This is a genomic window from Cytobacillus sp. IB215665 (genome assembly GCF_033963835.1).
Classification (GTDB): domain Bacteria; phylum Bacillota; class Bacilli; order Bacillales; family SM2101; genus Nanhaiella.
Genome location: NZ_JAXBME010000001.1, coordinates 352,305 through 374,949, shown reverse-complemented (window position 1 = coordinate 374,949; position 22,645 = coordinate 352,305). Strand labels below are relative to the sequence as shown.

General features: G+C 37.1%; 23 protein-coding genes. 1 reads left to right on the top strand and 22 read right to left on the bottom strand.

Translation table 11 applies throughout. The features are described 5' to 3' along the window. Positions 1 to 112 precede the first annotated feature (112 nt). The 16 genes from secA to flgM form a co-directional block, all read right to left on the bottom strand. The gene (gene secA / locus SLH52_RS01540) at positions 113 to 2,620 is read right to left on the bottom strand and encodes a preprotein translocase subunit SecA (RefSeq protein WP_320207542.1); all 2,508 of its coding nucleotides are present in this window, start codon (positions 2,618 to 2,620) and stop codon (positions 113 to 115) included. Positions 2,621 to 3,112: 492 nt separating this feature from the next. Continuing rightward, positions 3,113 to 3,640 (bottom strand): hypothetical protein, encoded by a 528-nt coding sequence (locus SLH52_RS01535; protein WP_320207541.1) that lies wholly within the window; start codon positions 3,638 to 3,640, stop codon positions 3,113 to 3,115. A 222-nt stretch (positions 3,641 to 3,862) separates the two neighbouring features. Further along, on the bottom strand, positions 3,863 to 4,408 hold the full coding sequence (gene hpf / locus SLH52_RS01530; RefSeq protein ID WP_214484304.1) for a ribosome hibernation-promoting factor, HPF/YfiA family: 546 nt from the start codon (positions 4,406 to 4,408) through the stop codon (positions 3,863 to 3,865). An 842-nt stretch (positions 4,409 to 5,250) separates the two neighbouring features. Next, positions 5,251 to 5,637, bottom strand: a complete 387-nt coding sequence (locus SLH52_RS01525; RefSeq protein ID WP_320207540.1) for a hypothetical protein — start codon at positions 5,635 to 5,637, stop codon at positions 5,251 to 5,253. A gap of 8 nt (positions 5,638 to 5,645) precedes the next feature. Continuing rightward, positions 5,646 to 5,996, bottom strand: coding sequence for a flagellar protein FliT (locus SLH52_RS01520; RefSeq protein WP_320207539.1), 351 nt, complete (start codon positions 5,994 to 5,996; stop codon positions 5,646 to 5,648). After that, positions 5,996 to 6,397 (bottom strand): flagellar export chaperone FliS, encoded by a 402-nt coding sequence (gene fliS / locus SLH52_RS01515; RefSeq protein WP_320207538.1) that lies wholly within the window; start codon positions 6,395 to 6,397, stop codon positions 5,996 to 5,998. The genes SLH52_RS01520 and fliS overlap by 1 nt, the downstream gene beginning before the upstream one ends. Positions 6,398 to 6,521: 124 nt before the next feature. Next, the gene (locus SLH52_RS01510; RefSeq protein WP_320207537.1) at positions 6,522 to 7,985 is read right to left on the bottom strand and encodes a flagellar hook-associated protein 2; all 1,464 of its coding nucleotides are present in this window, start codon (positions 7,983 to 7,985) and stop codon (positions 6,522 to 6,524) included. A 16-nt stretch (positions 7,986 to 8,001) separates the two neighbouring features. Then, positions 8,002 to 8,346, bottom strand: a complete 345-nt coding sequence (flaG, locus tag SLH52_RS01505; RefSeq protein ID WP_320207536.1) for a flagellar protein FlaG — start codon at positions 8,344 to 8,346, stop codon at positions 8,002 to 8,004. A 263-nt stretch (positions 8,347 to 8,609) separates the two neighbouring features. Continuing rightward, positions 8,610 to 9,872, bottom strand: coding sequence for a flagellin (locus tag SLH52_RS01500; RefSeq protein ID WP_320207535.1), 1,263 nt, complete (start codon positions 9,870 to 9,872; stop codon positions 8,610 to 8,612). Between the two features lie 274 nt (positions 9,873 to 10,146). After that, complete coding sequence (gene csrA / locus SLH52_RS01495; RefSeq protein ID WP_320207534.1) at positions 10,147 to 10,380, bottom strand: carbon storage regulator CsrA; 234 nt, start codon at positions 10,378 to 10,380, stop codon at positions 10,147 to 10,149. A 12-nt stretch (positions 10,381 to 10,392) separates the two neighbouring features. Then, positions 10,393 to 10,836, bottom strand: a complete 444-nt coding sequence (gene fliW, locus SLH52_RS01490; RefSeq protein WP_320207533.1) for a flagellar assembly protein FliW — start codon at positions 10,834 to 10,836, stop codon at positions 10,393 to 10,395. Between the two features lie 18 nt (positions 10,837 to 10,854). Continuing rightward, entirely contained in the window at positions 10,855 to 11,454 is a 600-nt protein-coding gene (locus SLH52_RS01485; protein WP_320207646.1) for a DUF6470 family protein, read from the bottom strand. Between the two features lie 140 nt (positions 11,455 to 11,594). Then, complete coding sequence (gene flgL / locus SLH52_RS01480) at positions 11,595 to 12,470, bottom strand: flagellar hook-associated protein FlgL (protein WP_320207645.1); 876 nt, start codon at positions 12,468 to 12,470, stop codon at positions 11,595 to 11,597. Between the two features lie 10 nt (positions 12,471 to 12,480). Next, a complete protein-coding gene (gene flgK, locus SLH52_RS01475) occupies positions 12,481 to 14,301 on the bottom strand; it encodes a flagellar hook-associated protein FlgK (protein ID WP_320207532.1) in 1,821 nt (606 codons plus the stop codon). A gap of 97 nt (positions 14,302 to 14,398) precedes the next feature. Next, entirely contained in the window at positions 14,399 to 14,890 is a 492-nt protein-coding gene (locus tag SLH52_RS01470) for a flagellar protein FlgN (protein WP_320207531.1), read from the bottom strand. Between the two features lie 11 nt (positions 14,891 to 14,901). Continuing rightward, positions 14,902 to 15,165 carry a flagellar biosynthesis anti-sigma factor FlgM gene (gene flgM / locus SLH52_RS01465; protein ID WP_320207530.1) on the bottom strand — a complete coding sequence of 88 codons (264 nt, stop codon included), beginning with the start codon at positions 15,163 to 15,165 and terminating at the stop codon, positions 14,902 to 14,904. An 80-nt stretch (positions 15,166 to 15,245) separates the two neighbouring features. Here flgM and SLH52_RS01460 point away from each other — a divergent pair, with 80 nt between their 5' ends. Then, the gene (locus SLH52_RS01460) at positions 15,246 to 15,395 is read left to right on the top strand and encodes a hypothetical protein (RefSeq protein WP_320207529.1); all 150 of its coding nucleotides are present in this window, start codon (positions 15,246 to 15,248) and stop codon (positions 15,393 to 15,395) included. 155 nt (positions 15,396 to 15,550) lie between these two features. On the opposite strand, the gene SLH52_RS01455 is transcribed toward SLH52_RS01460, so the two are convergent. The 6 genes from SLH52_RS01455 to SLH52_RS01430 all read right to left on the bottom strand — a co-directional run bounded on the left by SLH52_RS01455 (position 15,551) and on the right by SLH52_RS01430 (position 22,362). Then, positions 15,551 to 15,979, bottom strand: coding sequence for a TIGR03826 family flagellar region protein (locus tag SLH52_RS01455; protein ID WP_320207528.1), 429 nt, complete (start codon positions 15,977 to 15,979; stop codon positions 15,551 to 15,553). A gap of 123 nt (positions 15,980 to 16,102) precedes the next feature. Further along, positions 16,103 to 16,819, bottom strand: coding sequence for a ComF family protein (locus SLH52_RS01450; protein ID WP_320207527.1), 717 nt, complete (start codon positions 16,817 to 16,819; stop codon positions 16,103 to 16,105). Between the two features lie 104 nt (positions 16,820 to 16,923). Continuing rightward, positions 16,924 to 18,426: a DEAD/DEAH box helicase gene (locus SLH52_RS01445; RefSeq protein WP_320207526.1), complete on the bottom strand. Its 1,503-nt coding sequence runs from the start codon at positions 18,424 to 18,426 to the stop codon at positions 16,924 to 16,926. A 706-nt stretch (positions 18,427 to 19,132) separates the two neighbouring features. Then, positions 19,133 to 19,975: a DegV family protein gene (locus SLH52_RS01440; protein ID WP_320207525.1), complete on the bottom strand. Its 843-nt coding sequence runs from the start codon at positions 19,973 to 19,975 to the stop codon at positions 19,133 to 19,135. 532 nt (positions 19,976 to 20,507) lie between these two features. Continuing rightward, a complete protein-coding gene (locus SLH52_RS01435) occupies positions 20,508 to 21,194 on the bottom strand; it encodes a response regulator transcription factor (RefSeq protein WP_320207524.1) in 687 nt (228 codons plus the stop codon). 28 nt (positions 21,195 to 21,222) lie between these two features. Next, positions 21,223 to 22,362 carry a sensor histidine kinase gene (locus SLH52_RS01430; protein WP_320207523.1) on the bottom strand — a complete coding sequence of 380 codons (1,140 nt, stop codon included), beginning with the start codon at positions 22,360 to 22,362 and terminating at the stop codon, positions 21,223 to 21,225. Positions 22,363 to 22,645: the final 283 nt, after the last annotated feature.

Here is a 22,645-nt window from a genome sequence, read left to right as displayed (position 1 = left end):
AAATTATCATAGAAAATAGGTGAGCAAGCATCCACTGCCAACTCACCTTTGTTCACAGTAAAGAAAAATACATTTTATCACTTTAATGCCTCGGTCGGGGGTCAGATCCCTGTTATTTGCCGTGGCACTGTTTGAATTTCTTCCCACTTCCGCAATAACATGGGTCATTTCGGCCTATCGAAACTGCTTTTTTAACTGGTTTGCGCTTTTGCTTTTCTCCGTCTTGCTTTGGATTAACCGCCTGTCCCTTTGCGACTTCTTGACGTTGAAGGTTATTTCTAATTTGCGCCTTCATCACATACTTCGCAACGTCCTCTTCAACGGAAGCCACCATATTTTCAAACATTGAAAATCCTTCCATTTGATACTCACGCAATGGATCAATCTGGCCATAAGCTCGAAGATGAATACCTTGACGTAGGTGATCCATCGCATCAATATGATCCATCCATTTACTATCAACTGCACGCAGAACGATAACTTTTTCAAACTCACGCATCTGCTCTGTCTCTAATTGCTGTTCTTTTTCATCATAGCGTTCTTTTACTTTTGCAAAGATAAGCTCACTAATTTCTTCAGGCTCCTGACCTTTAATTTGGTCAAGTGTGACATCACCTTCAGCAAGCATTGTTGCATTTGTATAATCAATGATGCCTTTAAGATTCCATTCTTCTGGAAGCTCTTCCTTCGGTGTATGCAAATCAACAGATCGTTCAATCGTTGACTTAATCATACCTTCAACGATATCACGTAGATTCTCTGATGAAAGGACGTCAGATCGCTGTTTATATATAATTTCACGTTGCTGACGTAATACGTCATCATATTGTAAAAGCTGTTTCCGAGCGTCAAAGTTATTTCCTTCAACACGTTTTTGAGCAGATTCAACAGCTCTTGAAACCATTTTACTTTGAATAGGCTGTGTATCATCCATGCCGAGTCGCTCCATCATCGCTTTCATATTGTCTGATCCGAAGCGACGCATGAGTTCATCTTCCATAGATAAATAAAATTGTGTCACACCTGGATCTCCTTGACGACCGGAACGACCGCGTAATTGATTGTCTATTCGGCGACTTTCATGTCGTTCTGTACCAATTACCGAAAGTCCTCCTGCTTCCTTCACGCCTTCACCAAGCTTAATATCCGTACCACGTCCAGCCATGTTCGTTGCAATCGTAACCGCACCAGGTTGACCAGCTTCTTCGATAATCTGTGCTTCTTTCCCATGATTTTTCGCATTTAAGATGTGATGAGGAATACCTTTTTTCTTCAAAAACTTAGAGATAATTTCAGAGGTTTCAATAGCCACTGTTCCGACAAGTACTGGCTGCCCTTTTTGATGACGTTCAGCAATATCTTCAACAACTGCTCGAAACTTCCCTTCGATCGTTTTATATATAAGATCTGCACGATCATCACGCACGATCGGCTTATTCGTTGGAATCCCAACAACGTGCATATTATATATATTTCTAAACTCTTCTTCTTCTGTTTTTGCCGTACCAGTCATACCAGAAAGCTTTTCATACATACGGAAATAGTTTTGGAACGTTACTGTTGCCAGTGTCATGCTTTCATTTTGAATATCAAGTCCTTCTTTTGCTTCAATTGCTTGATGTAAGCCTTCACTATATCGACGGCCTTTCATCAAACGTCCTGTAAAAGGATCAACGATCACAACTTCGCCATCTTGAACAACATAATCAATGTCTTTATGCATACTAGCATGCGCTTTTAACGCTTGATTTATATGATGATTTAATGAAACATGTGTAATATCAAATAGATTATCAATCCCGAAAGCACGTTCAGCCTTGTTCATGCCTTCTTCAGTAAGCTGAACACTTTTTGATTTTTCATCGAAAATGAAATCTGATTCTTTATTTAGCGTACGAACGAACGCATTAGCTTGTACATATAATTGTGCTGACTTTTGTGCTGAACCAGATATAATTAAAGGTGTTCTTGCTTCATCAATAAGAATTGAGTCAACCTCATCAATAACCGCATAATATAGCGGTCGCTGAACCATCTGTTCTTTGTAAAGCACCATATTATCACGTAAATAATCAAAGCCTAGCTCATTGTTCGTTGCATATGTAATATCAGCAGCATACGCCTCAATTTTTTCCTCACGAGACATACCGTTTAAGTTCAGACCGACTGTTAATCCTAAAAATTCATATAACTGACCCATCTCATGAGCATCACGACTTGCCAAGTATTCATTGACAGTTACAACGTGCACACCTTTACCTGTTAACGCATTTAAGTATACTGGCATTGTCGCTGTTAATGTTTTACCTTCTCCTGTTTTCATCTCAGAGATATTACCATCATGAAGGGAAACACCCCCCATTAATTGTACCTTGTATGGATATAAGCCTAACACACGCTTTGCTGCTTCACGAACAACCGCAAAGGCTTCAACAAGCATGTCATCAAGCTTTTCCCCTTTATCATAACGACCTTTGAATTCTGCTGTTTTTGATTGTAGCTGCTCATCCGTTAAGTTCGCCATATCTGCACTTAATGAGTCAATTTGTGCTGCAAGCTTTTCTAATTTAGTAATTTGACGTTTATTACCATCAAATACTTTCTTTATCATTCCAAGCATTCAAAACGCTCCTCTATTTTCATATAAGTTACACCCAATACGACATATACACACACTGGATATATAATAATGTATATACTAAGTTTTTTTCCCTTATAGAAATCCTATTTCTAATATTAACATTTTGAGACAAAGTGAACAACATTTTGGAGGAATGTGGGAGCATAAGAAGGCAGAATCATATGAATATTTTATATTTGATTCAAAAACCTTAACAAACCATGTATGAAAAAGAGTTAGATCATTCATATAAGAGTATTTTTTTAATAACTCACGTAGTTTACGAAAAGTATTGTTAAAAGAAGGGTATGTGACAACCACATCGTTTCTTTATTGTAAATCCTTCATATTAGGCTGTAGACTTCCAAAGCTGTTCAATTGCTAACAATTGGAGGTGTGTATGTGAAAAAAAGTGTTTCTTGAAGTGAGCTAGAGATTTGGGTCTTAACAACTTTGTTGTTACTTTAATGTTTTTGAATGAAGTAGTACATATTAATAGCGGTACTTTTTATTAATTTCATCAGTCATTAACTGGAACATGGAGTGATGTTGCTGAAGAGATTGTTCGATATGTTTGAAATGACTCCTTGACTCAGAAAGGTTATTTACAACAGCTTCCTTAATTACCGTTACATCGTTTTCAATTTTTGATAGTCGCATATCTACTGTAGTAAAACGGTTATCTACTTGTGTAAAGCGCTCGTTCATTTCATGTTCTAGCTTTGTGAAGCTTTTGTCCACTTGAGTAAAACGTTCATCTACTTTTGTAAAGCGCTCGGCCATTTCAACTTCTAGTTTCGTGAAGCGTTGATCCACTTGGGTAAAACGTTCATCTACTTTTGTAAAGCGCTTGTCCATTTCACCTTCTAGCTTTGTGAAGCGTTTGTCCACTTGAGTAAAACGTTCATCTACTTTTGTAAAGCGGTCGTTCATTTCATGTTCTAGCTTTGTGAATCGTCCATTTACCTCTGTTCTAAATTCGCGCATTTCGCTCATAAATTCTAGTAACAGCTTCTCCATCATATTCACCTCCATTCATTATCAAAGATAATCCTCGAACTAGCCTTCCATTGACTACAAATGAGGTTTGTAGACATGTTTTATTATATCATATTGAAAAAGTAACATTCGATAAAAGAACAATGAGATATTGGTCAATAAACTACCAAAAACATCCTACAGCATATTTAACATCAAAAAACGTTAGGTTCTAAGCAACCTAACGTTTTCTAATCATTATTATTAATTCGGTTCAATCAAACCGTATTTGCCATCTTTTCTTAAATAAACGACATTTGTACGGTTCGTTTCTGAGTTAGTAAATACGTAGAAATTATGACCGAGCATATTCATTTGCAGAATTGCTTCTTCACTGTCCATCGGCTTTAAGTTAAAGCGCTTAGTACGGACAAGCTTTAAGTCATCCTCTTCTTCATCAGGAATCGCTACAGGCTCATTTGTAAACATATATTTAGGAGTTCCAGTATCTCGGAACTTACGGTTCACCTTTGTTTTGTGTTTGCGAATTTGACGCTCAAGTTTATCAAGAACAAGGTCAATCGCTGCATACATATCTTCATGATTTTCCTCTGCTCTTAACAATAGCTGAGACATTGGAATCGTTACTTCTATTTTAGAATGCTTATCACTATGAACTTTTAAATTAACATGGACTGTGGCATCTGAAGAATCATCGAAATACCTTTCTAATTTACCAATCTTTTTCTCAACATACTCACGCAATGCTGGAGTTACTTCAATGTTTTCACCACGAATGTTGTAAATCATACACGAACTCCTCCTTTAGTTAACTTGAGGATGTTCAAAAAAGTCCGGGAAAAATGACAGTGAATATCTGCGTTGGTTTGCTTTTCCGTTCCTCATGTACTCTTCAAACGTACACTCTGGTACTCAAAGCTACACAGCCTTGATCTTTTTCGTCCTTTTTTCCTCCTTTTTGAACTCCATTTTGAAAGGATGTTCAAATAAGTCTGGGAATAATGAACTTGTACAAGATCTAATCCACTCATTCGGCACTTAGTGTGACTTTCCTTTCCCCATTCTTCTTATCCTCATTTTTCTTGAAACTTATAACTTATTCGAGTTAAGATGGGTGAAAATGCTTAAAACATTAAAGCCACATTTCCATTTCTTATCTCTAGAAATCCGCTAAGCGGTTTTCTTAAGCTATGTATATACATTTCTACAATACCCTTAACAATTCCTTCTTAAACGTGAAATTAACTGTGAATAAATTGTGACGATTTTCATTATTTACATAACCGATATATTGTTAAAATTGATGTGTATTTATTGTTATGCAGTAAGGAAAAATGATATGTGAGAGGAAATTCCTTTTTGCGAAATTTAAAGGTTCTTTTCGTAAACTTTGTGGTTTTTTTTACTGCAAATGGACAGTTTGGCATGTTTTATGAGTACTCATTAATTGTAAAAATAGCAAAGGTGCTATGAACGATAAAATATACTTGCTTAGATCAAAAAGCACCAATCAATCCGAAAACAACCTTAAATTACACAATTATATTTTTTATATGTTTCCAAAAGAGTGTACCTGATGGAAAATGTTAAAAAACAAAAACACTCCCATACATTTGTATAGGAGCATTGTACTATTGTTGAATATAACTTGAAAATGTATGCTGAATTGGTTCCTTCCATGCAAGAAAGGCTGGAATAATGTTTTTACTAATAATAGCTTGCTTTTCCGTTTGGTTCGAGAAATGTTGTTCCAGCTTCACACACTCAGCAATGACTCCTGGGAACTGATTAACTTGATTTCGAACAATCTCATTTCGAGAAAAAATATCTAATAGCTGCTGATTCGTATCATTGATTTTAGAAAAAGCAGTAAATATGTCAGCTAATACTCTATCTCCTTCGGTACGTTCAAGGTTGTCAAAACTCCCCTTAACATAGTCAAGCCCTTCTTCAATCGTATCTAGCAATTCAGTATATTTCTTTACAATTTCATATTGTGGTGCGTCTAATTTCACCATATACTCACCTATTTCCGTTTGTCATAAAATACACCATCTACCGTGCGCGTATTATAAGGATTGATGTATTTCTTTTGCGATTGCTTCTTCTTCTTTAATCCTGCAATATCGAGCTTAATTTCATCTTTCATAGCAAGAAGCTTAGCATCTATTTGTTTGTTTAAAGTCACAATTTCTGCGCCTACACGCTTTTCCCCCGTTGAATATGGAGGCGCCAACTTCTCAATAAACTGCGTACGTTCAGTTAAAAGGTGTTGAATGCGCTCGATTTGTTCATCACGGTCACTTTTATTAATGTCCGTTTGAAGCAGCTCGAATAATTGTTTCGTTACTTGATATAGCTCTTTAATGACACTCACTACGCTTGCCCGCCTTGTGCAAATTGTTTTTGACGGTTGATTTGAATAACCTGCTTCCACGTATCACGAAACTCTGCAACATGAGCTTCCACTTCAGCAAGAGCATCTAAATCATTATTTATATTTACATCAATTAAACGACGGTTAATATAATCGTACATCGACATCATATTTTTCGACACTTCGACATCCATATTAAGCGTCACCATTAATTCTTGTATAATGTTCTGTGATTTTATGAGATTCGTATTTTTTTCCTCAATATTATTTTCTTGGATCGCTTTGCGAGCTAGATTGATAAATTTCAAACAGCCGTTATAAAGCATTAATGTTAACTCCCCAGGCGATGCTGTTGTCACTGAATTTGTCTGATACGATTGATAAGGGTTTTGTGTTGCCATTTTATTTCATACTCCTTTTGAAAATAAATTGTTTGGAAAAGATAATACAATCATCTATCCATAGTTACTAAACATTACACAGCTTGATATTGACACCTCTGAAAGAAAATCATAGACACTATAATTAATAACCAAATTGACTTGCCAGATACGCTGCTTGTTCGTTTGCTTTTTGAATAGCAAGCTCCATAGCGGTAAATTGGCTCCAATAGCGGTCTTCGACCATCTCTAAGCGATTCTCAAAATTTAAAATGTCATCTAAAACATTATCAAGGCTTTTGCCGATCGAGAACTGGTCATTCGTCTTTGTTGAACTTCCTGCTTTTTCTACAATCTGAGTCATTGCATTATCTAATGAGTCGCGAAGCCTACTAGCAATACCAGAGGTTTCATAGCTATCTCCCTCAGCATTAAACAATTCGTACACAGCTTCAGGGTTTTCCGCAATTTTTTCTCGTAATTTATCTTCGTCAATCAATAGTTTTCCATTTTCAGTATAGTCAGCCGATGTAGTAATACCGATTTCTGCTAATTGACTAAAGCCCGTTTCACTACCAGATATTGGTGAATAGAGGTCAAGCCTCATTTGATTTAATACACTTGATAATGTTGAATCTCCTTTTAAAATACCACTTTTCGCTAAACCTTCCCACTTTTCGATTTCATCATCAGATAATTCTTCCCTTTCTGCATCTGTTAATGGAGGATAGTCCCGATATTTTTCTTCAGAGATCGTACTATTTATTTTTTCAATAATTTCATTGTATTTATTAACGAATTGTACAACAGTGTCAACAATTGCATCGTCATCTGTCGATGTAGAAACTCTTATTTTTTCTCCAGGACTTTCATTATGTAACGTGTAAGAAACGTTGTTGATAGAAAATTCATTAGTTGAACGAGTTGTCTGCAAACCATTAATAATAAACTCTGCATCTTCTCCATCAGTTTTAATTGCATCTGGATCAGTAAATCCGAGTTGAGCAAAAAAACGTTGTGTATCACTATCGACAACTTCTAGACCAGCTTGCGACCCTGTTTCTTCTTTTGTCATCACTACTTTTTCAGTTTCTGAATCATAAAACACATTTATACCAAGCTGTTCATTTTCATTTAATTTCCTAATTACATCATCGAGTGTATCTGTATCTGCAATATCAATTGTTACACCTTCACTTTTCGTCCCATCACCATTTGTTACATCTAATGTTAATGTTACTGCTTGTCCACCAGTAAAGTTTGCAGCCTCATTAGAAATCCATGTTGCTGACTTGGCTATATTAAGGACTTCGATTTCTGTACTCACATCTGAAGCATCTGCATTTGCAACGGCTGTGACAATATTTTCATTCGAGCTTGTTGTCGTTTTTTTCAAAAGATTACTTTGTCGATCAATCCCATCAAAAATAAACGTATCTAATTCTTTTAATAACGTATTCATTTCCCGATAGCTGTCACGTTGCCATTCTAAGATTTGTTTCTTTTGTGACAGCTTATCAAGTGGGATTCTTTCTGCTGACATTAAATCACTAACAATTTGATCTATGTCCATACCACTTGCTAAACCACCTATACGTAAATCAACCATTTATATCCCTCTTCACTTATATTTTTTTATCCACAACTAAGCCAACAAATTCGGTCATTGCTGCATACATATCGAGTAACTTCTTAGGAGGAATTTCTCTTACAACTTCCTTCGTTTCAGCATCTATTACGACAACGAAATACTCCTCAAGTTTTTCGTGTAGCTCAAATTGGACCGATGTGTATGTAGGTTCTAAAAATTCATTAATACTTTTTATGACATCATTAATTTTATCTTTTGATAATGTCTCTTTATTATCAGTTGTAGTTTTCATTTCTAGCTGAGTTTCTAGCTGTGTCATCTTTACTCCAGTCGAAGATGTGGGTGATGGAGATTGTGTCGTTATGTTTCCAATTTCCATGAAACTCGCTCCCTTTTCAATACTTTTCTTTTATTATCGGTAATTATTGCAAATTGTTGAGGAGAGAAAATGAAAAATTAATTATTGAGGATAATTTTATGAGGCTTTTTTCTTATATATTATAAAATTACTAGGCTTATTTTATCATGGAAAAATGTTTATTTAGTTTGTTGTTAATCTATACTTGGCATAAAGAATATTTGAATTACATGACATATACAAAAAACCACGCTCGAAAAATTCGAGCGTGGTTTTTAAATAGCTTAACGAAGTAATTGTAATACTCCTTGTGGCTGTTGATTTGCTTGTGCAAGCATAGATTGTGCTGCTTGAGAAAGGATGTTGTTTTTCGTCATTTCCATCATTTCTTTAGCCATATCAACGTCACGGATACGTGATTCTGCTGCTGTTAAGTTTTCAGAAGAAGTTTCTAAGTTATTGATTGTATGCTCTAAACGGTTTTGGTAAGCACCCATTTTTGAACGTTCTGCAGATACTTTTGTAAGTGCATTTTCAATAACAGTAATTGCATTCCCTGCTTCATTAACAACATCTAATCCACTTTCAATTCCGTTGTCATCAGTACCATTTGTAACGTCAGTTCCTGTTGTGAAACCAGTGCCCATACCAGTGATACCTAGAGCTGCCGCAGTCATATCAGTAAATTCAAGTGTCATAGTTTGGTTTTCATTCGCACCAATTTGCAATGTGAATTTAGATGAATCTGGTGTTGATGATGCTGGAGTTGCAGCATGAGTTCCTTGTGATAAACCAATAGAAGTCAAAGAGCCAGCAGAAGCGCTATCGATTTGAATGCCATCAGCATCATTATCTGCGGTAATTGTTAATTGTCCTGAAGCCCCATCCCAAGTAGCCGTAGCCCCAGTAATAGCAGTCGAAATGGCAGTAGCTAAATCATCCCCATCAAGAGTAGTACCATCATAATCAGCAGTAAGGTCTACTGTTTGAGCAACACCACTACCAACTGTTACATCAAATGTCAAATTGTTACCACCACTAAAATTTGTACCAGTACCAAGCGTTATAGCTATACCAGTTGCTGTCCCTCCTGCAGCTGGAACATTTGTCCCAGCTGTTACATCGCCAGCACTTGCATTCAATAGTTTTTGAGTATTAAATTCCATTGTGTTACCAATACGGTTGATTTCACTCGTTAATTGGTTAACTTCTTTTTGAATTTCTTCACGATCAGAAGTTGTATTTGTGTCATTTCCTGCTTGAACAGCTAGTTCACGCATACGTTGTAGAATTTCAGTTGTTTCACTTAATCCACCTTCAGCTGTTTGAATCATAGAAATACCATCTAGTGAGTTACGTGACGCTTGATCTAATCCACGAATTTGCCCACGCATTTTTTCAGAGATTGCAAGACCAGCTGCATCATCTCCTGCACGGTTAATACGAAGACCACTCGATAACTTTTCCATATTCTTTGCATTTGCATTGTTAGCACTGTTTAATTGGTTGTACGTGTTTAACGCCGCGATATTGTGATTAATTCTCATTTTTATTTCCTCCTTGAGTTGTGTTTGTCCACATCCTTGTGGATTTTTTTGCAGATAGACAAAAGCCGGCCGCCTTTTGTAACTATCTTGTATTCTATATATCGACTTATTTTTGAGTTGTTTAATAGTTTTTTAGTTTTTTTATTATTTATTTGTGGAATATTATATTTTTTTGTTGAAAAGTAGATAAATGAATGCTAAAAATATGCAGTTTTAAAGGATTAATAATTTTCAAGCCTTAATAAATTTATTAGAAAAACCCCTACACAATCGTCTAGAGGTTTTGTTTCATTTGCTTATTCAACTGACTTAATACATCCTTTGAAGCCTCTGTAGCTTTATTATTTGCCTGTTGTATCGCTACATAGATTTCTTTACGGTGAATCTCCACATGCTTTGGTGCTTGAATACCGAGTTTTATTTGTTCGCCATCAATGTCTAGAACAGTGATTTCAATGTCCTCTCCTATGTGAATGGCTTCGTCCTTCCTTCTCGTTAACACTAGCACAGTGCTCCCTCCTTATTTTACAGACTGTGCCTTGTTCTCAAATAAGGCATGCTTTGTATGATACGGTGTGTTTGTTAAGATGATTTGTTTGCCGAGACGTTTGTTAGCATTGATTACGATGGGTGCTTGCAGGTTGATGGTTGTTTTATCAAATGGCTCCTGAACAGTTATAATATTATAGACTGCTACATCTTTTTCAGAAGTAAGCTGTAATTGCTCAACAATATGATCGTCAAGTTGAAAATCATACTCATTAAAATAAGTAAATGGTTCTATCATTACAAATGCTACATTAGCCGTTGAAACTGACTGTAATATAAAAAAAGGTGTATCCTCTGAGAAAGGGATAATAATATACTTTTTTTCATCAATGAAACCAGGCAATCCGTTATTGAACGTAAAAAAAGTGCTCTCTTCAACTGTCATTTCTCCATGGTATTTTGTCTGAATTTTCATCATTTCATTCCTTTACAGCTATATTTCAAGTTCAAAATTGGGACCAATATGCTTTAAATTCACAAAATCAATTTGCAAATCATTATACCTTGCTAAATTTACTTGTACATCCCCTGGTGTGTAATCGAGAATTGGTTTATTTCTCTTCGCTTCTATTACTGGCTTATTTACCTGGACGTCTATCTTCACTTGCGCAGGTTCATAGTTTGTTTTGACACTAAAGTGTGACGGAATGTAACCAATATTAAAATCATACATCGGATCTTGGCTATTTTCCTTCGCTTGCTTAGCGATTGGATTACCACCGAGTTCTATTTTCATAAGCTCGTCACCTTGTTGTGCCCTTCTAGCAATCCCATCTAGCCAATCTTGATACCCTAGATTAGCTGCTTCTTCAATTCGTTTAGATATGTGCTTTAAGTCCATATCCTCCCATGCTTGTGTCTGATCAATCGTTAACTTTCCCTTAATTGTTTCTATATTTACGTCCGCTTGCGGTTGTTGAATTGATAGTTCAGCTTTTGGTTGTTCCATACGTTGTTGTGGTTGGTTGGCCTTCAATTCAATTTGTGCAGATATTGATTGCAGACGGATTTGTGGTAATTGCAATGTTCTCACCCCTAACAAACATATTCGAAATGGAGGAAGCAAGTCCCGTAAGATTATCTTCAACAGTCATTGTTTCCAAACTTTTAATACATCACTATTAGAAAAGCTATCTCCCATAAAGAAGATAGCATGTAATGAATAAAGATAAACTAGCGTAAAAAGTCCATTAATGTTGGTTGAATAATGTCAGCACCAACACCCAATGCTGCTCGGTGAACAGTTTCTTGTATTGTTAAATCAATGATCACTCGCTCTAAATCTATATCCTCATTCTCAGATAAAATTTGATTCGCTACGACCTCTTGACTACCAATTCGGTCCTCAATTAGTTCTAACCTATTATACCGTGCACCTATTGATGAACGTTCAGCATTTATTTGATCAACATGGTCATCAACCTGTGCTAGCAGCGTATCTAAATCAGCAGACGGGTTACCGTTAAGATTATCTTCAATTGCTTGTAGCGTATCAAATAAACCCTGCCCGAAAATATTACTCGGATCAACATTCACTTGTAGCTGTACACCTTGGGAAACTTCAATAGAAAAAGCATCTGTCTGCTGGTTAGCTGTAGGAGGTGAGCCACTCTGAACTGGCGCTTTGTCGATCGCTGTTCCATTAAATATATATTTACCTGCTACCTTTGTGTTTGCTACAGATACTATATCCTCTTTAATTTGTTCAATTTCATTTGCTATCGCTTCCTTGTCCTCTGCACTTAATGCGTCATTATTCCCTTGTACTACAAGCTCCCGAACCCTTTGCATGGCATTATTAGCATGACTAATTGCATCCTCTGAATTATCCATCCACATATATGCCTCAGACAAGTTACGCTTATACTGTTCAACCTCAGTTAAATTTGTGCGATAATACATACCCTTCATCGCTACAACAGGATCATCTGACGGTCGAGTAATTTTTTTACCTGTTGATAATTGATCTTGCAGCTTGCCAAGCTTTTCATAGCTATTACTTAGATGACGTAATGAATTGTTAGCTAACATTCCTTGTGTGACACGCATCATTTAACACCTACCTTCCACCGATTCCTAAACCGTTTATAACTTTATCTAATATTTCATCTGTTAATGTAATCATTCGAGCAGACGCATTGTACGCATGCTGAAATGTAATCATATTTGTCATTTCTTCATCTAACGATACCGCGCTCACTGATTGCCGGTTCGTTTCAACAGAGTCTCGTAATACCGAGCTATTATAAGCTAAACGTTCAGCTTCCTGCGTATCAACTGCCATTTCACCAATGATACCTTCATAATAGTTTTGGATTGTCGTTGAGTCGCCACCAATATTCATCAATCTATTTTTCACTTCAGCTAAAGCTAGCGCATTATCTCCATCACCCAAATTTGGACTATCAGGGCCATTTGATGAAAAAGCGAAATCCCAAACAGACCCTTCTGAAATATTAAATGTCCAGCTACCATTGGCAATACCACTGTCTAAATGAGAAATATCTATTGAAAGGTCAGGTAGATCATTTGCAAGATCATCTATCGGTTGATTAGTTTTTATCGGATTGTTTAGACTGTCGTATATACTATAACTATACACCCCATTAGAAACAGCTATTTCTAATCGTATATCACCATAAGCAGTTCCACCGATATTCCCACTAAAACCACCTTCAACGACTAATCCGCTTTTATCAGCTGCTGCTGCAATATTATCAATAGATGCCATAATGACGTCATCTACTTTAAGTGCACTTGCTGCTCCCTCAACACCTGTAAGATTTTCAAAGAAATTCACACCGTTATGAGTTCCATCATTAATATCTGTAATATTCCAGCCCGATTGGTGAACACGGTTAATTTCCATCGCAAATTGATATGCCATTTCATCAATTTTCTGAAGCATCTCAGGATACACACCAACTTTAGGTGTGCCGTTACGATCTTGATAACCATATGATTCAATCAAACTAACAAACGAACCGACGGAGCCGAAGTCTTCTACAGCAATACCTTTTTGTGAACCTAAATCGACGCTTTCCACTAGCCCGTCATTACTGTAATTAACCGATAGTTCATTTACAATATCAAATTTACCATCCACAAGTGTGCCAATTTGATTACCTGTGCTGTCAACAATATGTACCGTCACTTTTCCTTCTGCTATATCTAATGCTTGACCACCACTAGATGTATTCGTAACTTTAATATTTACGAGAGATGATAATTGATCTAGCAAACGATCACGTTCATCATATAAATCATTTGGTAAATAACCATGCGGTTCGACATCGGCAATTTGTCGGTTTATATCATTGATTTGATCTGCTAGAGAGTTTATTTCTTTTTCTGTTACGCTTAGTTCATTTTGCAAATCATTTTGGATAGCCTGTAACGAATCAGATATGTAGTTGAATGTTTCGGCAACTGCGATACCCCTCTGCTGTACAACTTCGCGGGCACCTGCATTTGACGGGTCTACCGCTAAATCCTGCCATGATTGCCAAAAACGATCAATGACATTTGCCAAACCTGTATCTGATGGTTCATTCATAATGCCTTCCATTCTTTCAAGCGCTTGTGCGCGTGAGTCCCAATAACCTAGCTTACTATTTTCACCTCGAAATTGAACGTCCAAAAAGCTATCACGCATGCGTTGTACTGAACCTGTCTCAACGCCTGTTCCAATTTGTCCAGGCATATCTGGACGATTGATCGCTGCTGATGGATATGGCTCTGTTTGGACAAAGTTCACTCGTTGTCTTGTATAGCCAGGTGTGTTGGCATTGGCGATATTATGTCCAACTGTATATAATGCTGACTGCTGTGTAGCCATACCGCGGCGGGCGGTTTCTAACCCATGAAAGGTTGAAGTCATGCTGTGTTTCCTCCTTTGTAAAACATAGAAAAGTAGAATTTAAGATCTATTTTTTGACTCACTCCAGACACATCAAAGGTCATAAGCTAATAACCGCTTATGCTTTCGAATCAAACAATGAACGACTTGGTTGAGGCCCTTCTGACATTGCTGGCTTTTCATAATTAAATACTTCTGGCTGTGGCAGGAGCATGTCTAATGAGATATTTACAAATTGTAACGATTGATATAACAGCTGTTGATTAAGTTCATTTTGTTGTTTTAGCTCGTTTATGATTTGAGTAAGCTGTGATTGGATGTGAATTAATTGCTGTTTGTCATCACCAGCTGCGATGTCGATGCAATCTGTAACCGTCGGCTCACTTCCTGCAATTGTATGACCGCTGACCATTTTGTACACTTGTTTTTTCCGTTCTTCATCAAGCGTACGAATGGCAGCGACATGTTTTTGTTCATCCTTTAATAATGTATCGAGGGCTTTAATGTCGCCTTTTTTTACAATATCGGTTTTCTTGGTGCCTAGATCGTACAAGCTTTTATGGATCTTGTACATTTTTTGTAGCGTTGATTGTAAGGCTTGAACTGACAATGCTCCCCCTCCTATTTTTTCGAATAAAAGTCGTATATTCCTCTTGCAACAGCTTCACGATTGATCGTATATGTTCCACTGTCTACTTGTTGCTTAATTGCCTCAACCTTTTCTTGACGAGCAGCTTCAATATCTGTCGTTTCTTGAAGCTCCTTAGCAGCTGAAGAAATTTCTAATTTATCTTTCATCGTGTTGTTTTTTTTGATTGTATCAAGCTTATTCAGTTGTTGCTTATACGGGTTGATTCCAGATACCCCGAATTGGTTTATTTTCATGCCGATCCCTCACTTTCCTCGCGGCAGAAGTATCATCTTGTTTTTATTATCGGTTAATTTGGGAGATTGTTAAATGTAGCGTGACGAAAAATTATTTATTTTATAGTATGAATGCTGTGAGGTATTATCTTAAGAAGATTGTTGTAGTAAACATCGTGCTATTGTTAGATGAGGATTTATACCGTTCTCATCTTTTTATTGAAGAAAAAGTGCTACGAAATATCGTTTAATATGCCTCAGTACAAAAAGCATCAACCATAGACACAGTTAAAGGATCAAACTCACTTTCTAGCATCTAGGCATAAAGCGAAGTAAGATCCTTCAGCGTAATGTTAGTTCTTAAAGCTACTATAAATGTAGCCTCTTGTAATTTGATAGATTAGCTTCACTTATTACGATTTTTATTAACCGAAAAATAAGTAATGGTTTCTTTTTCTTTTTCTTTCAATTCTTGTTTACGTGTTTCTTCTTTATTATGAGTAAATAAATCAGTTTGTAATTCTCTCACACAGTTTGGACAAATCTTACCGTCGCGAATTGTTGTTCCACAGCGCTCACATTGATAACCGAGGTTAGGAAATTGAGCTAATTTTAAACGACCTTTTTTAATAAATTTAATGATTAACTCTTCCTCTACCCCTGTTGCAACGACAACTTGATCCATAGTTGCAGTTCTGTTTTCCCTTTTGCGGATATAATTATATACTTCTTGGTATGCTTTTTCCTCTTCTTTATAGCAGTTGTCGCATACATCACGAAATTGATTTTTCACAAATATATTGTCACATTTTGGGCAATTATCTAACTCAGCCATAGCATCTTTCTCCTTTCAGCCATTCTCTTCAGTTGGTTAGTAGAATTCTAATAGATAACTTTATTATATCGCTTGTCGATCATAATTATAAAGTGAAACTTCTCGTATCATAAACTCTCTTACTCATCCTCTTACTAGAGTAAGAGAAGAAACCGACTTTGCACCTGCTTGTCGAAGCACCTCTGCAGCGTGTCGTACAGTTGAACCAGTCGTATAAATGTCGTCAATGAGTAACACACATTTATTGTTAAGCTCATTTCTATGATCCTCATTCATTGTAAAAACATTGGTTGATTGTAGACGTTCCATTCTTGATTTTTTAGATTGTTTTTCATGATGGGTTCGAGAAAGTGGGTTTAGGATGGGGAGCTCTAGTAAACTTGCAAGTGCCGTAGCTTGATTAAAGCCGCGTTCGTATAACCTTTCTTCACTTAACGGAATGGGCATAATATAGTCGTTTTCATTAAAGTACATGTTAAAGCACGCTTGTATTGGTTGTTTAAATGCATGTGCGATCATAAAGTCACCACGGAATTTAAATAAGTTCAACTTCTCCTTCATAAAATCGTTATACAAATAAATAGAACGATTTTTCATTAAAACACCTTGCCACCGAATATCTTCTTCCCATCGAATGCAATCATAGCATGAATCACCGTGCTTATATTTGTTGGCAAGCTCTGCTAACGGTCGTCCACAAACCTTACATACATCACCTTCAATGTAGGCAAAGCTCTCATGACATGCTGAACAAACTTTTTGCTGATCAATTTTAAAAACCAGGTCATGCCAGCTGACCTCCTGTTTAATTGGCTCATGACAAAGTATACAATATGACATAACCAAACCTCCTGTAATCTTCCTACTAAAACACATATTTAACGAAGGAAGTCGTATATTATCAAGGGAAAATGGCAATTTAGTTTTAATAACCTGGCAAAAAATTATCCCCTATGAAGCAGCCCCATCCTTTCACCTTCAGCATTCATATACGCTATATGCCGTTTTGCATGAAGCATCGCCTTTGTTTTACCGAAATGAAATAGGCGGATTTCACCAGTTGGATGCTTGGCACTACGACCGACCCGTCCTGCAATTTGCACTAATGCGCTCTCAGTAAATATTCGATCCTCAGCACCTAGCACCGCAACATTAATATTAGGTATTGTGATTCCACGCTCTAATATGGTGGTTGTGATGAGAATAGGTATGCTACCGTCACGAAATGCAGACACCTTTTCTTTACGTGTCACATCATTTGCGTGAACGCCTTCAATTTTCGAATGGTGACGTTTTAATAATTCGACAACTGTCGATAAAGCTTCAATGTGAGGGACAAATAGTAGCGCTTGCTTATTTTCAGTGAGGTGGTTTAGCAACCATGCGAGCACAGGTTTTGGTAGACGTTTTTTCTGTAACAACTTACGCCAGTCTCCACACGATTGAAATGTAGGAAGTGGCAATGAAAAGCCATGATAACGGGCTGGGATTGTAACGGCATCACGCCTATTGGATGCTATTTCTCGTTGCCATTTTTTTGATGGAGTTGCGGTTAAATAAATCGTTGGAGAGGTAAGTTTTTTTGCTTGTAGGACTGCATATTGGAGCATCGGATCAATAGAGTACGGAAAAGCATCGACTTCATCAATAATGACAATATCGAAGGCTTGATAATATCGATGCAGTTGATGAGTAGTAGTAATTGTGATAGGTGCTATTTTCCCGCGATCTTCACTTCCTCCGTAGAGAGCGATGACTTCGACCTGTGGAAAGGCTGATCGCATACGAGGAGCAAGCTCTAACACTACATCTGTACGTGGTGTTGCAATACATACACTTTTTCCTGCTCGTAATGCTGCTTCAATCCCATGAAATAAAACCTCCGTTTTGCCAGCACCACATACAGCCCAGACGAGTAGGTCTTTATTGTTTGTTACTGCTTGTACAACACGTTGTGAAGCCACTTGTTGCCCCTTCGATAATGTGCCAGTCCATTGTAGTGGGTTTTTTATGACACTTGTATTGATAGGACCGAGCCAATGAATAAGTGCAGTGCACGTACTTATACGCCCTAGCTGTATACACTTTCTGCAATACGTGCACGACTCTTGACAGCGAGCACAGTCAAATTCACCGAAAAGATGCTTGTCGTTATTCCCGCACCTCGCGCAAGTAGATAAACCTCTCTGTTCAGCAATTCCTTTTGTATATGATACATATCCATTCTTATAATGCTCGTAAATTTGTTCAACCGGGTGAGTGATAGCACATAGAAGCGTTTGTTTTCCTGCTAATAGCTGCTGCAATTCTTTTGAGTAATTGAAGGAAGTGTTTAAGGTCGGGGTGTGAATGGCTGTGGCATGTCGAATTGATCTAGCTCGTTCATGATTCAGGGGTTGGACAAGGGGTTCGGGGATAAGGAGTCCCTGTTTACTTAAAAAGCGCATATATTCCTCCTTATTGTATATTTTTTGACAAGTAAGTTATTCGACATTTTTCACTGTAGTCCTCTTAATGTTGGAAAATATATACGTTTCAGTATAGATCTTTAATTTGAGCTTAGCCTGCTGTTTTACTGACTAGATTTTTTATTTTATTGTCTGATTGGTCTATTGTCCAAATTTATGGTTTTACTGTCGAAAAGTGCTACTTTACTGTCCAAACTCGACCTCTTTCTGTCCAAATACGCTACTTTACTGTCCAAACTCAACATCTTTCTGTCCAAAAGTGCTACTTTACTGTCCAAACTCGACCTCTTTCTGTCCAAATACGCTACTTTACTGTCCAAACTCAACATCTTTCTGTCCAAAAGTGCTACTTTACTGTCCAAACTCGACCTCTTTCTGTCCAAATACGCTACTTTACTGTCCAAACTCGACCTCTTTCTGTCCAAAAACGCTCCTTTACTGTCCAAACTCGACCTCTTTCTGTCCAAAAACGCTCTTTTACTGTCCAAACTCGACTTCTTACTGTCGAAATACTACGGTTTACTGTCCAACAGCTCCATCTTATTGGTCGATCCTGTTTCTCTCAACTAAACCTAACAAAGTTCATTTACTTGAAATCGTGATATCTCATCAATTGCTTAAATACACCTCAATATAACAAAACAGCGTTGCAGATAGTGTACCTGCAACGCATGTATCAAAATCATTATTTTATATACCAGCCAAATCCTATGGCACCTTCTCCAAGATGTGTGCCAATCACCGGACCAAAGTAACTGATGCTAAATTCAACATGAGGGAATTTCTGTTCAAGCTGATCTTGCAGCTTTTCAACCTCTTGTTGACGATTTGAATGTATTAATACTGCTTTCATAGGCAGACCCTTTTCGGCTTCTTGTTCAAAAAGTTCGATTATACGCTGGAGTGCTTTTTTTCTCGTACGGATCTTTTCGGACGGTACAATCATTTTATCTACAAAATGAAGAATTGGCTTTACTTGTAATAGGCTGCCAATCATCGCTTGAGCACTGCTTAAGCGTCCCCCACGTTGGAGGTGAGACAAATCATCGACCATAAAATATGCCTTCAATGTTTTCTTCATTTCATTTAGTCTAGCTATGATGTCGTTAGGTGATTTTCCCTCATTAGCCATTTGAGCTGCTTCAATAGCATAGAAACCTTGCATCATACAGCTAATTTCGGAATCAAATGTAAATACTTTAATATTGTCAACCATTTCTCCAGCTGCGACTGCACCTTGATATGTTCCGCTTATTCCACTGGAAAGGTGAATGCTAATGACCGCATCAAAATCGTGAGCTAGTTGTTCAAACTTTTCCACAAATAAACCGATAGATGGCTGTGAAGTTGTTGGGAGCTCATCGTTTTGGCGAACCTTTTCATAAAACTGATCTGTTGTAATTTCAATCTCTTCTTCAAATGATTCATTCTTAAAATTAACAACGAGTGGGATCATTGATATATGCAGATTGTCACGTGTTTTCTTAGGGATATATGCCGTACTATCAGTTAAGATTGCCGTTTTCATTACATTAACCCATCCTTATCAATACTGTTAAAAATTTGATTATGAAATAAATAATCATTGCATAATGTATTTTACATGAATTATAAGCTAAAATGTAGCGAAAACATTAATTTTTCTCCCAGGCTACCTTTGTGATTTTTCGTACAAAGAAGAAAACATTGCACAGAAGGCACCTTTACCTTGACAGAACTTGCGTCAATTTTACAATAAATAACAAAATTATAGAGTCATGTCACCATACAAGTGCGCCATTCAGGAACTCTTCAATGAACTTCCTACAATTTGTTTCGTTGAGTGATGTCATAGTACGAAACACCCTTTAATGAAAGGGGTTACATTTTATTAATTGAAAAAGAAGCGCTGCACAGCACTTACACTCAAGCTAGTTTCACAAGTGGATACCGCCGGAAACTCCAATTCCACTTAAGTAATTGGAGTATAACCCTGTTTGTTAATATGTATTTCGCAGCCTCAAATTCGCAGGATAACAAATAAAGGTGTACCTTTAAGAATGCACTCAACAATCTTTTCGTTAACGGACTTCAACCCATCCATTTTTAATGGCAACGACAACGGCTTGTGTACGATCATTTACATTCATTTTTTGTAAAATATTACTAACGTGGTTTTTAACGGTTTTTTCACTAATAAACAACGCTTCACCAACTCCACGATTGCTTTTCCCGTCTGCTAATAATTGAAGCACTTCGCATTCACGTCTAGTAAGTATATGTAATGGACGGCGAATTTCTGTTTTCTGCAATGTACTAACCATACTTGATTGTCCACCTTCAGCTAAACGGCGAAATTCATTAACGAGGTTATGCGTCACCTTCGGATGTAAATATGATCCTCCGTCAGCAACCACTTTCACAGCTTCAACAAGTGCATCAGCATCCATTTCCTTTAATAAATAGCCGCGTGCGCCAGTTTTTAAAGCGTGCATAACATAGCTTTCATCATCATGAATCGATAGGATAATTACCTTTGCTTCAGTTTTTTCCTCGGTAAGTAGCTTTGTTGCTTCTACACCATTTACGATTGGCATATTTATATCCATTAAGACAACGTCTGGATTATATGTTTCTACGAGTGATAAAGCTTCATTACCATCGCTTCCTTCGGCTACTACTTCAAAGCTATCTTCAAAATCCAAAATCCTTTTTACACCTTCGCGAAATAATTGATGATCATCTATAATTACTATTTTTGTCTTCATCGTAATCCTCCCCATATTTGTGAGCTGATTAATTCGTAACTGGAATCCTAATCATTATAAGCGTGCCTCCACCGATTTTGGAATCAACCGACATTTCTCCTTCTAGCAGGTCTACGCGTTCTTTCATTCCAATTAGCCCAAATGCATTTTCCTTTTTATGATCAATATTAAAGCCTTTGCCGTCATCTTTAATGATCAGTATAACATCTTTTGCTCTAATCTCAATTTTCACTTGAATTTTAGTTGGTTCCGCGTGCTTTATCGCATTTTGAACAGATTCTTGTGCTAGACGAAAGAGCGCGACTTCTAAACGAGTTGGTAGTCTGTTATCTTTGCCAATACTAGTAAATACAATCTTTGCATTATTATTATACTCTTCGACTGTTGATAAGTATTTTTTAAGGGTAGGTACTAATCCTAAATCGTCAAGAGCCATAGGTCGTAGGTCATAAATAATTCTTCTAACCTCATAAAGAGTTGAGCGAACCATTATTCGCAAGTCGCGAATCTCCTTTAATGCTTCCTCGCCTCCACGTTCGTGATACAAGCGATCTATTAACTCGGATCTCATCATGACATTTGCAAGCATTTGAGCTGGTCCATCATGAATTTCACGTGATAACCGTTTCCGCTCTTCCTCCTGCCCTTCGATGATCCTTAATCCGAAATCTTGCTTTTGGATGGCGTCTTCTAAAATTTCACCTACTTGACGAAAATCACTATGTAAATAATGTAGAACAACAGTAATTTGCCCTATAAGGTGATCGGCTCGTTCAATCGTTTCTCTTAAGTTTAATATTCTTCTCTCTAGATCATCACGACGATCTCTAAGCTGCTTTTCACGTTCACGAATCATGGAAAGGTTCATCTGTAACGCATGTGCTTGTTCGTAGGCCTCACGAACCTGACTTTCACTATACTTCTCGAAATGCTTACTTACCTCAACTAAGCGTTGTCTTGCGAACTTTTCATGTGTGTCTAACTTGTCTCCATCTTCAATCACTTCGTTTACAAGAACACGCGTATTAGATAATTCTTCGACTAATTTTTCATACTCCGTTCTAGATTGCTCACTTATTCGAAAAATTTCGCCTTTACTATTATCGACAGTTTCAATCATTCTTTCTAGTATTTTGTCTAGTGCTTTGGTGTCAATTTTCTTTGTCATTGTGCCTCCTTGTCAAATAATATAAGTAGGGATGACCTATATTTTGCCATGGGATGTAATTAGCATGGTCTTTTTGTTTCTTATGCAAACTCATTCATAGAGCTTGAGCAATGGGTAGGTGGAACGTATACGCCACTGATTGAAAAGTCCCATTGTTGAAGTAGGGGTCAACGAAGCAATCAACTTGTAACCTCATACTCTCGTCCGATAAGTAAACCACCACATTTACTTTTCAGGACTTTTGATCATTAAATTAGCAATTTATGTATACACAATGTCAAAT

What these genes read in the sequence shown, in the direction of transcription:
- secA (WP_320207542.1), bottom strand. Translation starts at nt 2,620, where the DNA reads ATGCTTGGAATGATAAAGAAAGTATTTGATGGTAATAAACGTCAAATT.
- SLH52_RS01535 (WP_320207541.1), bottom strand. Translation starts at nt 3,640, where the DNA reads ATGGAGAAGCTGTTACTAGAATTTATGAGCGAAATGCGCGAATTTAGA.
- hpf (WP_214484304.1), bottom strand. Translation starts at nt 4,408, where the DNA reads ATGATTTACAACATTCGTGGTGAAAACATTGAAGTAACTCCAGCATTG.
- SLH52_RS01525 (WP_320207540.1), bottom strand. Translation starts at nt 5,637, where the DNA reads ATGGTGAAATTAGACGCACCACAATATGAAATTGTAAAGAAATATACT.
- fliS (WP_320207538.1), bottom strand. Translation starts at nt 6,397, where the DNA reads ATGGCAACACAAAACCCTTATCAATCGTATCAGACAAATTCAGTGACA.
- SLH52_RS01510 (WP_320207537.1), bottom strand. Translation starts at nt 7,985, where the DNA reads ATGGTTGATTTACGTATAGGTGGTTTAGCAAGTGGTATGGACATAGAT.
- flaG (WP_320207536.1), bottom strand. Translation starts at nt 8,346, where the DNA reads ATGGAAATTGGAAACATAACGACACAATCTCCATCACCCACATCTTCG.
- SLH52_RS01500 (WP_320207535.1), bottom strand. Translation starts at nt 9,872, where the DNA reads ATGAGAATTAATCACAATATCGCGGCGTTAAACACGTACAACCAATTA.
- fliW (WP_320207533.1), bottom strand. Translation starts at nt 10,836, where the DNA reads ATGAAAATTCAGACAAAATACCATGGAGAAATGACAGTTGAAGAGAGC.
- flgL (WP_320207645.1), bottom strand. Translation starts at nt 12,470, where the DNA reads ATGCGTGTCACACAAGGAATGTTAGCTAACAATTCATTACGTCATCTA.
- flgK (WP_320207532.1), bottom strand. Translation starts at nt 14,301, where the DNA reads ATGACTTCAACCTTTCATGGGTTAGAAACCGCCCGCCGCGGTATGGCT.
- flgM (WP_320207530.1), bottom strand. Translation starts at nt 15,165, where the DNA reads ATGAAAATAAACCAATTCGGGGTATCTGGAATCAACCCGTATAAGCAA.
- SLH52_RS01455 (WP_320207528.1), bottom strand. Translation starts at nt 15,979, where the DNA reads ATGGCTGAGTTAGATAATTGCCCAAAATGTGACAATATATTTGTGAAA.
- SLH52_RS01450 (WP_320207527.1), bottom strand. Translation starts at nt 16,819, where the DNA reads ATGTCATATTGTATACTTTGTCATGAGCCAATTAAACAGGAGGTCAGC.
- SLH52_RS01445 (WP_320207526.1), bottom strand. Translation starts at nt 18,426, where the DNA reads ATGCGCTTTTTAAGTAAACAGGGACTCCTTATCCCCGAACCCCTTGTC.
- SLH52_RS01440 (WP_320207525.1), bottom strand. Translation starts at nt 19,975, where the DNA reads ATGAAAACGGCAATCTTAACTGATAGTACGGCATATATCCCTAAGAAA.
- SLH52_RS01435 (WP_320207524.1), bottom strand. Translation starts at nt 21,194, where the DNA reads ATGAAGACAAAAATAGTAATTATAGATGATCATCAATTATTTCGCGAA.
- SLH52_RS01430 (WP_320207523.1), bottom strand. Translation starts at nt 22,362, where the DNA reads ATGACAAAGAAAATTGACACCAAAGCACTAGACAAAATACTAGAAAGA.